Source organism: Alicyclobacillus sp. TC (genome assembly GCF_016804365.1).
Lineage (GTDB): Bacteria > Bacillota > Bacilli > Alicyclobacillales > Alicyclobacillaceae > Alicyclobacillus_I > Alicyclobacillus_I tolerans.
Map to the genome: position 1 here is coordinate 2732792 of NZ_CP044434.1, position 10045 is coordinate 2742836.

The 10045-nt window shown below is 45.0% G+C and carries 5 protein-coding genes and 1 pseudogene; 4 read left to right on the plus strand and 2 right to left on the minus strand.

The genetic code is table 11. From position 1 onward, the window contains the following. The first annotated feature begins 611 nt into the window (after positions 1 to 611). The 4 genes and pseudogenes from FY534_RS13370 to FY534_RS13385 all read left to right on the plus strand — a co-directional run bounded on the left by FY534_RS13370 (position 612) and on the right by FY534_RS13385 (position 5127). Positions 612 to 1766 carry a transposase gene (locus FY534_RS13370; RefSeq protein ID WP_255567433.1) on the plus strand — a complete coding sequence of 385 codons (1155 nt, stop codon included), beginning with the start codon at positions 612 to 614 and terminating at the stop codon, positions 1764 to 1766. 401 nt (positions 1767 to 2167) lie between these two features. Continuing rightward, positions 2168 to 2417 (plus strand): annotated as a pseudogene (locus tag FY534_RS13375) (IS4 family transposase); the annotation flags it as partial. A 204-nt stretch (positions 2418 to 2621) separates the two neighbouring features. Then, positions 2622 to 4646 carry a chloride channel protein gene (locus FY534_RS13380; protein ID WP_203114848.1) on the plus strand — a complete coding sequence of 675 codons (2025 nt, stop codon included), beginning with the start codon at positions 2622 to 2624 and terminating at the stop codon, positions 4644 to 4646. A 223-nt stretch (positions 4647 to 4869) separates the two neighbouring features. Continuing rightward, positions 4870 to 5127 carry a tyrosine-type recombinase/integrase gene (locus FY534_RS13385; protein WP_203114849.1) on the plus strand — a complete coding sequence of 86 codons (258 nt, stop codon included), beginning with the start codon at positions 4870 to 4872 and terminating at the stop codon, positions 5125 to 5127. A 131-nt stretch (positions 5128 to 5258) separates the two neighbouring features. Here FY534_RS13385 and FY534_RS13390 read toward each other — a convergent pair whose 3' ends face one another. Together FY534_RS13390 and FY534_RS13395 are read right to left on the minus strand one after the other, a co-directional pair. Then, a complete protein-coding gene (locus FY534_RS13390; RefSeq protein ID WP_203114850.1) occupies positions 5259 to 9269 on the minus strand; it encodes an alpha-amylase family glycosyl hydrolase in 4011 nt (1336 codons plus the stop codon). Positions 9270 to 9477: 208 nt separating this feature from the next. Continuing rightward, positions 9478 to 10032 (minus strand): hypothetical protein, encoded by a 555-nt coding sequence (locus tag FY534_RS13395; RefSeq protein ID WP_238413584.1) that lies wholly within the window; start codon positions 10030 to 10032, stop codon positions 9478 to 9480. Positions 10033 to 10045: the final 13 nt, after the last annotated feature.

Here is a 10045-nt window from a genome sequence, read left to right on the forward strand (position 1 = left end):
AGATATGTCAGTCATTTTTGCTGAATATCCTTGCTTAGACTTTATTTAGTCTACGAAGTCACGCCACTATTTGTCAAGACAATAATCCTATCATGACCTATGCAGTTGCTGTATGAGTTTGGTATTTGGACGAATGAAAATTACTTGAAAACGCCAAAAATCCCTTGACTTTTTTGAAACACCCCAAGAATCGCCGAGGAGGCATTTAACTGCCTATCTCTTAGCGATGTGGGTGTGAAACATGGCTCGTTTATGTAAACCTGGATTCAAGGAACTCTCGTCTTTCAGCAGTGTTGGTGGTGCTCCCGTTCTGCGTACGCTCTGGGATCGATTCGACTTTTCGCTACTTTTGTCGCAGTCTGGGATTTTCAAAGTTCGTGGCGTAGCCACCTAGATTTTAGCGTTTATCTACGTCATTGGTCTCATCAATCGTTGCTCGTCTGTAAACGCCTTGGCCACGTTCTTCAACTCAGACAACTTGCTACAGCGCATGACCGGTATTCAGAAAGTTACACAATCGGCTCTCAGTCGCTTTTTAACAGGGTTTTCTCAGTGGGACATATTCAATCTAAAACGAACAGCCCGTCTTCAAGAGGCACCCGGACACAGCTCTGGTAGACAGGGATGTACTTGCACTGGACGATACGCATGTGCCACACCCATACGCCAAAGGGATCCCATTTCTCTACTGGCTCTACGACAGTTCAAACAAAGTTTACACAGGGACGATGAACATCGTGGCCTTGCACGCCGTCCGCAATAACGGAATGGAATATCCTTGGTCCTACGCCATCTGGACGAAGCCCGAAAGTGATGCGGATAAGAAGCAATCGAAACTTGAATTGGCCTGGCAGATGCTTCAGACCGTCAGAAAACAGGTCACGTGTCGCCTGTGGGTGGTCATGGACCGCTGGTACTTTAGCAAGCCCTTTCTACTTCAGTGTGAGTCGGCGAACTTTGACTGGGTACCCAAGGCCAAACGGAACACGCAGTTATTCCGCCGGATGATTGAACCCGGAACTGCACGTGAACGCTTTGTGCCGCTCCGTCCGAAGGATCTCATTCGTGAGGCCCATCCGATGCTTATGGCACAAACCAATGTGGATGTCGCCTCCGTCGCTTGTGAGGACATCTACATGAAAAGGCCCAAGGCTTCCGTGAATCGGCGGGTCCAACCCTGCACGAAAATGAAATACACCAGAGTCGCTGCAGTTGTCGGCAAGCCCATGAAGTCAAAAAATGATCAAACAGCATCGGAACCAAGTGAGCTGGTGAACCCCAATGAACCCGTAGAGACCGAAGAGGTGGCTGCAGAGTATAAAGGAGCCTACCTGCTCGTCAGCAACCGCTACGATGCGCCATCTGAGGTAATTGGAGCATGGCTGAAGCGATGGAAAATCGAAGTCTTGTTCCGTACGGCAAAGCAAGAACTCGGAATGCTGGGTTGCCATTCACCGAACGAGAACCATATTCACGCTCACATGACGCTACTATTCACGGCTGAAACGCTTGTTCGGTACATAACCTGGCAACAAAAAACAGCGGGAGAAGAAGACTGTACCCACGGCCAAGTGATCCGCAATCTAATCTGCATCCGCTGTCGTACCCGTCAAGCCGCTCGGCAAAATGAGCAAGACTCGATCGTGATCGATCTTGACACACCAGCGAAACAGTTTGCAATACTCATCCGCAAATTTTGGTCAACTAAACTGGAATTGAGGTGGTTCGAACCTACCAATACCCAATTATTGAGAGCAACTGCATAGCTCATGCTATATATTGTAAATACACAGAAAGTCCAAACAACAATCACACATATCACTGATACCAATGACCTTCAAATTTACAAAGTTGACATCCTCCCCATGCCTAAAGATGGACGCATAAAGTTGCGTAGCCTCGTCACACCCCCGATATATCCTTGTTACCCAATCTCATCCAACAAGATAACTACATTCACACAACCATCCTGCATACGTTTTCGGATAAATTCCGCATAGGGTTCGACAACAGTTTTGGTAGATATGTGATGATAAGCTCCAGGTTCCTATTGAAAAAGCCATCCACGTATGGTCTTTCGATCCCGCCCGAGATTCTCTCCTCCTCAGGGAGGATGTCAGGTTCCTAGTGGAGATTTTATAACTGATGCTGACAGGGCCGTGAATGGGCAAAGATCCTTAACTCCATCATGATGACACAATTGAACAGGATGCAAAGGGGAACCCCGTTCCTGCAAAAATCGTGTTCGTGCGAGAAAGGAATCTCTCTTGTCAGTGGCTGGCTCTACTATCCACGGATATAAGTCTGTCGGACGATGAAGTCATTCGCATCTATGACAAGCGTTGGGATATTGAGTCCTTTTTCAAGGCGAGCAAGTCAGACCCTCCGGCTGGCGAAGGAGTTACAGGAACGTACATACGACACCGGAATCGATATGGTAATTCTGCAGTTTATGACTCATTTACCCAGTTCTATCAAGAGAAACTGGCTGCCTAAGAACGCGAAACTTGAGTGATTCTGATATACTGACATTTGTACTCTGAAGATACATTGTGATGCAAAAATAAAATTCAGAAAAAGAATTCCATAACATAAATGAGAAGAAGGTGTATGAACAACCCATGCATAACCAGTATGTAACAGTGAGTGCAAAAGACCCTATTATCTCTCGCTGGCTCAACAAGCCCTATAGGGAACCTTTGCTTTTACTTCTTCTCTCCATTTTCGTAGGTATAATTGGGGGTCTAGGCGCTATTTTGTTTCGCGCTATGATTCACTGTTTTTTTCTTTTATTTCATGCGTCCCCTGAAGTCACCCATTCCCCTCTGCGCATAATCATTCCAGCGATAGGGTTACTCTTAGTTGGATTCATTACAAACTATTTTGCGCGTGAAGTGAAGGGGCATGGTGTACCACAAATACTCGAATCTTTGGCATTACGAGGCGGCAGAATTCGTCCACGAATAGCTTTTTTTGGTATCCTCGCCCCCGCCATCACTATAGGTAGTGGCGGATCTGTCGGACGAGAGGGGCCTATTGCACTGATTGGCGGAGCTTTTGGCTCTGTGCTCGGCCAAGCATTAAAGCTTACAGATAAATACATTTCTTTGTTACTGGCTTGCGGAGCAGCTGCGGGTATTTCCGCCACTTTCAATGCACCGATTGCTGGTGGTTTTTTCGGGCTGGAAGTGATTCTTGGCAGTTACGCCTTTGGCGCCATCATGCCTGTCTTTATAGCATCTGTCACAGGTGCAACCACATTTGACGTATTTATGGGGAATCATCCAGTACTGCCAACCGCACACTACCCTATCATTCACCCAATTGCACTATTATTTATGATTATTCTTGGCGTTTTGGCAGGAGGATTTGGGCTTCTCTACTCCAAAGGATTGACTATCTCGGAAGACTGGATTGCTAAATGGAAAGTCCCTTTCTGGATGAAAAACATTGTAGGGGGGCTTACTATTGGATTAATTGGCTTTATGCTGCCACAAGTTCTTGGAGTTGGTTACCCGATTATTCTTTCAGCACTAAAGGGCAAGCTTTCTCTGGGTACACTCATTCTTCTGATGATTTTCAAATATATTGCTACGCTCACAACTGTTGGCTCAGGAGGTTCGGGTGGCGTATTTGCACCTTCCCTATTTCTTGGTGCTATGCTCGGTGCTTCGTATGGAGACTTTTTGAAAATTATTTTTCCCTATTGGATTCCTCATCCAGAAATTTACGCAATTGCAGGTATGGGAGCTATTTTTGCAGCGGCGGCACAAGCACCTTTTGTTGCTATCACTATTTTACTTGAAGTAACTGGAGATTATCAATTGACACCCGTTGTGATTGCTGCTTGCATTATGGCTTATTTAGTACATGGGCTTTTAACGCGAGATTCCATGTATACGGTAAAATTAGTCCGACGTGGTATTCGTATCCTGCGTGGTAACGAAGTACGACCCACCGAACAAATTTCAGTTACACAAGCTATGGAACCTGTTGCTTTAATTTTGTTTGAGCAAGATACGGTCGATCACGCTTATCATCTGCTAACCTCCTCTCGTCACCATGCAGCTGTTCTTTTGAACGAAAAAAATCAGCTAACTGGTATTGTTACCTTAGAAACACTTCGTCCGCTCATTGAGCAACACAAACCCAATGCTACCTTACATGATTTAAGTACCCACCAAACTCCCACAATTCAAAAACATCAAAGTCTTGAAGAGGCTATGAGGTTATTCTCACTTTACGATCTCCCCCTCTTACCTGTTATGGACGAAACCAACCATTCAGTCATTGGCATGCTCACAGAACGCGATGTGGTGCGTGCTTATAACGCTTATACCATTTATTCAACCGAATCGAACGCGAAAATTAGACAACTTCAAGATCTTCATCAAAATTCAGGCCAATTCACAAATCTCAGATTAAAAGAAAATAGTCCAGTGATTGGGCTATCCTTAGCAGATGTGCGATTTCCTTCTGAAGCCGTCATCGTTTCAATTAAACGACAAAATAATCTGCTTGTACCTCATGGAAAAACAGTGTTTCAAAAAGATGACGAAGTGCTTCTTTTTATTTCTCCGATTCAAAAAGTAGATGAGGTTGTAAATTTTATGTCCGGTGAGGTATCTTCTTTGTCAAAACATTGATAAACCTTAAAGATTTTTTATGAGGGAATTTGGATTATCTCTTTTGTCATGTACGTGTCCACAGTCTTGCACGCCTTTGCGTATGTCGCAAACTCCCATGTGGATAGTCTGTTATCCTTTAGCACTCGATGAAATGACTCCAGTGGATATTCTTCAGTCATGATATTCGTCGATCCGGTTCCTGTTTTCCCAGTCAAAAACCCACCATTCTTGTAGAGGAGGTTTGCCCACCGGTTCACCACAATCGCGCAAATCTCATGTTTGCAAGCAACGATGGACACATGATATAACGGCGCTGAAGAGGGATTTACCACCTGTTGCCTTCCACGGCCTTCGTCACACCTATGCAATGCTTTTGCTGATAGAAAAGGTGCCCCTGAAAGTTGTATCTGAACACCTGGGCCACGCCTCCATCACGATGACTGCAGATGCGTATGCACATGTGACCGACACGATGCAACGAGAGGCCGTGGAAGAATGAAATCGACTTTTGACTGCCAAGTAGTATCTTTTGGTAAAGGAGAGATTCGTGACTTTTCAATCCCTCAAACTATGGATGAAAGCCTATCAATCCGCGCCACGTAAGGAATATCCATCAAGGCATCTGCCAAATCATTGGTTTGTCAAGGTAAATGGCTGCGTTACTGCCTGGCCATCTTCGTTTTGAGCTGCCACACGATAAGTGACCGAAGTAGTCCCAGCAGGAACTTCCAAATTCACTCGGATGGGTGGTTGATTGGGCATAATGCCAGGCGGATAGATAGGATTACCCGGACTCATAGATGGTTGAACCGGTTGCAAGGGAACACCCGGATGAATTGGCGGTTGACCCGGCTGCTGAGAAATCCCCTGCACAGATACGGTTTGCACAGGAATGTATGAGCCATCTGCTTGTTCTTCATAAACGACATACTGAGTAGCTCCGGGAACCGAGTTGATGTTCAGAATCGCTTGCCCTCGTAACAGGGTACCCTTTACTACTGGCGCAGTTAAGCGCAAAGCTGGCAAATCAACTGTAGACGAAAGCATGCTTGCCGAAACATTGGGTCCAGCCGGCGGTGCTACTGGTGGCCCCACTAATGGGCCAGGGCCAAACAACGCTTCTACAGCAAATGTTTGAGCATATGCCCCTCGTTCTACAGGTAAATAGAGTGTGCTAGCAGACAACGGCCCACCAACGGGTTGCCACTGACCCGCTCTATTTTTACGAAGGACCCGATAGCCTGTTGCACCTTCTACAGGTGTCCAGGCAATTTGATTCTGATGACTTGACTCTTGTAAATAAGCGACCGGAACACGTGTAGGTGTTACTAAAATAGCTCCCTGATAAGGTTGTAAGGTCAACGTGACTTGACCATTCTCCACTGTATACCACTGGTTATTCAGCTCATCGAGCAAGCGAGTACCATCAGCGACCGTACCTTTGGTAGGAAGGCTGACTGTGGTAGATTGATTTTGATTATTTAGCGCTACAATTGCAGAAGCGTCATTAGCCGGATCGCCAAACACATCATGTCCATCACGTATGGTACGCGCAAAAGCATAGACCATGCCCTGCGTATAGAGTGGCTGGAAGTCACCTGTCTGCAACACAGGGTTTGCCTTGCGAATCGCACCTAATTTGCGATAGTGGTTGAGAAGAGTGAGGTTTTGATGATTCCACGGATAGGTTCGACGGCTCAGTGGATCTTTGTATCCTGTCAGGCCAGCCTCATCTCCATACCAGATGGTCGGATCACCTGGGAAACCAAATTGAAGATCGGAAACCAGTTTTAGCTTCTCTATGCCGATTTGTTCATCTGCAGCGGATGGTTGATACAAATCCTGTTGCAAAGCGGAAATATCGCTTGGTTGTGGTGCATTTTCAAGAATCGTCAAAATACGCATCGTATCTTGCGAATCCACCAGATTCATCATGGCATAGAAAGATTGCTTGGGATATTCGCTATACAGGCGCATCAGACGTTGATTAAACCCTGCTGCGTCAACTGCATGATGCTGTTCATTGCCATCGTTATAATTACCGCGGAAAAAGTCTATCACTGCATTTCGGAACTGATAATTCATGACACTGTCAAAGGTCGATCCGGTCAGCCAGTCTGTGCCATTATCATTGGTCGCGTTATTCCAAATCTCACCTATAATAGCAGCATTAGGATCGATAGACTTGACAGCGTCGCGAAAACCGCTCCACCAAGCTGTGTTGAAATTACTGTTGTCCGCTGAATCTAATCTCCAACCACTAGCACCTTGCTCAATCCAGTATTTTGCCACTGAATTCTTCCCGCTGTATATAAATTTCTGATATGCAGGGTTAGAAGTATTCGTTTCTGGCAACGTATCAATATTAAACCATCCGTTGTACGGATTTTGTGGATTACCTGTCCATTCATACCAAGAATAGTAGGGAGACGACGAGGGTTGGTTGCTTTGATACGCCTGCCATGCTCCTGTTGTTTTAAAATTGCCAAATTTATTGAAATAAATGCTGTCGCTACCTGTGTCTTCAAAGACGCCATCCAAAATGATATGAAAACCTTTGGCATGAGCGGCTTTGACCAAATTCAGCCAATCCTGCTGTGTACCAAAACCGGGATCAATCTTCATAAAATCTGCCGTATCATATTTATGGTTGGATTCAGCCTCAAAAACAGGCATCAAATAGAGCGTATTGACACCGAGGCTCTTCAGGTAATCCAGCTTATCTTGAATACCTTGAAGATCTCCGCCAAAGAAGTCAATATTCCACTGCCCGTTACCACGTAATTTCTCAATACTTGGATTAGAGGAGGGCGGAATATTGGGATCATCAGGAGGACTGCTCCAATGTTGATGAAACTCAATCGGTCCTAAAGACTCCTGTCCATTTGCATTCACATAAATCCCTTTTTGAGTCTTAGGATTTTCATCTGTAGCAATATTTCCGTTATAAAACCGATCAGGCATGATTTCATAAATGACTGCGTGCTTCAACCAATCAGGTGTTTGAAATCCCTTTTCAAACACGCTAATTTGGTAACTTGGACCATTCGATGAAAAACCAACCGCACCGGGCCCCTCTAATTGCGATCCGTTATCATCATAATATAGGGTCTGTCCACTAGATGTTTGGGTAACAAATTGATACCACATGGTTCCTGGTGTTTGAACGTCGGAACCAGGGATGGTCACCGTCCACCAGCTATAATCTGTAGCTTGGCTGACTCCAGCTTCCTGCTCAATTTGACTAGCAGGCATTTGCAAAGGTTGCATAGGCAGATCTAATTCACCCGATTGGCCCGTCGCACCCCAAAGGCGGAGTGTAGCACTTTTTAAATCGACAGGTCCGCGCAATCGAAGCGTAATCGGTGTACCAGCCGCAACAGCACCAAATGGCGACCGATAAAACGTGTTAAACGAATCGTGGTAATACGCCTTCATCCAAGCTGGAAGTGGTCCCACAAGCAGTGTGGCTGAACGGTTTAAGGAAACATTCACAACTCTATCCGCATCTTGCGCTACTGTATCTAAATCTACCGTATATAATCCATCTGGTAAATTCTGCGGGACAGTAAATTGCACACTGCTCCATCCGGCATTAAAACCTTGACTGGTTGCAACTGTCTGACCATCTGCATTGATAAAACTGACCATCGTCTGATTCGGTTGACTGGAACTCCCTGAAAAATCGCCTACCGGATCGTTCGCTGTCAATGTGTCTCCGGGGTTGGCATCCATTTCAGACAGTGAAACTGAACCAACCGGCAGAGGAAAGTTTTGATTCGTGTCGTCATAGGTGTGCAATCCGTCACCTGAAAGGCAGGCAAAACTGCTTCCGTCATAAATATCGAATCGATAGTAGATGGTTCCACCATTGGAAGCAGGAATGGTGGCAGACCAAAGTTGATAGGGTCCAAACGTTTTTCCAGGTGTCATATCCACTTGAAAGCCTTTGTTGGCGGCTGTGTCCCAGCAATTGAGAACCACTTTGCTGAGGTTTCCACTATATGCTCGCATACTGATGGTCACCGACTGACCCGCAGCAGGATTGGGATTAGATACATAAGTTGAACTGTCGGATGTATAGATACCGTCCCACTGTACAGTACTTGCATCCGTATATGGCAACACTTGCAAACCATTTCCTGGAGTTGTGCTTGCCATGTTACTGCCGCTTTGCACAGTAATCGTGTAAGTTCCCGCACCTACACCTGCGTCTCCTTCAGGAAGTTGTAAAAGTATGCTATTGGGACCAGTTACGGTAGCGTTATTCGTCACGTTGATTGTACCATTGACACTATTCTCGAGTGTGACCTGAACATTCGAAGCACTCAAGTCTATACCAGAGACATCAAGCTGGACAGTGGCTGCCTTACCAGCAGTAAAATCGTTTCCTGACACAATTTGTACCGTTGCACTCGTACTGTATGTACTTCCATACGTAGTAGCCTGTGTACTTGTGCCACTATTCGAAAGATTACTGGCATAGTTAGTTCCACTGCTAGAGGATTGCGTTGTTTGACCTCCGCCACTCGCAGAATCGCTGCTTGTACTAGCATAGACTGTACCGGCAGATGCAACAAGCGGTAACGCAGCCGTCATGACAACCGTAGCTGCCAAACTCATGGAATTTTTCCATTTCAATGTAACTCTCTCTCCCTCATCCTCATTTTACCCTCGCCCTAACCACAAATAGTTCATCATGTGTAAGTGCAACGTTTGCATAATATACTCAGTGTTAATGCAAACGATTGCACATTTTCTTAATATTTATCCTACCAATTAATGAAAGCGGCTTCAATATCTAATTTTGTCGATCACAATACTTTTTTGATACGCTGTCTTAAAAACATTATTCTATAGGTGATTTGCTCTTGAACCCTATGAAAATGGGGAAAACAGGCTTGTGCATCCGAGAATCTTTGGAAACCGTTTGATGAGGAGACAACATCATTTGTTTTTGCCACGCGTCATAGAGATAAATGAGAAGCGATAATCCAAATACAATGAGATAATACTGCCAAGGTTGCATCAAGCGAAATTTAGCAATTTTTAACCATGGTAAAACGCGATCAAAAATAAGATATACATAAATCCAATCTATCACTAGGTTGACACTGACATATTGCCAAAATCGGCGCGAAGTAAAATAATAAATCCACAAGACCGTCACCGGGAATAATCCATAAGCAAAACTGACATTGATAACATATCCCCAGGGGACAATCGATTGTTGTATACTCCACCAATGATAATGAAAAGCAATAATGAAGATATTGCTCATCACAAAGCAGGTGAATAGAGTCACTGGCATATAGCGTTTTAAAGACGCGCGATCCATAAAAAGAAAAACTGTCAACCATGAGGAAATCAACATGGCCCATAAGATCTGCTGGGAATGGGTCAACTCAGAAACCTCT